Source organism: Massilia mucilaginosa (assembly GCF_011682145.1).
GTDB classification, from domain to species: domain Bacteria; phylum Pseudomonadota; class Gammaproteobacteria; order Burkholderiales; family Burkholderiaceae_D; genus Telluria_A; species Telluria_A mucilaginosa.
The window spans coordinates 1-307 of record NZ_WHJH01000305.1 but is presented as its reverse complement, the minus strand read 5'-3'; the positions used below and the strand labels follow the sequence as shown (position 1 = coordinate 307).

Sequence of the window (307 nt, the reverse complement as noted above, 5' to 3'; positions counted from 1 at the left end):
ACGCTGCGCGTTTTGCCACTTTTCGGCATCTCGCTTGCGTTTGGAAGGTAGGTTCTTCAAATCGGAAGCGCCAGGCAACCACCCGATGCCGGCAGAGTTCCTTGAAAAATATACATCGCTGCTATCGCCCTGGCCAAGCGAGCGAAGACGCCCGCCAAAGGCGAGGTGATAGTCGAGCGGCACGGTGCTGACCGCAGCGGGCTTGGTGACCTTCCAACCGAACAGCGTCCGCCTGAATTCTCGCGGCCCGGTCACGCGCATGCCTTTGTGCAAATTCCCCACGCGGACTGCCGAGATCCAGTCGGCG

The 307-nt window shown here is 60.6% G+C and carries 1 protein-coding gene; it reads right to left on the bottom strand.

Annotated elements, in window-relative coordinates:
- Window positions 1-307: DUF2169 domain-containing protein (locus tag F2P45_RS34970; RefSeq protein ID WP_166882744.1), on the bottom strand; the 307-nt coding region annotated here is incomplete at both ends.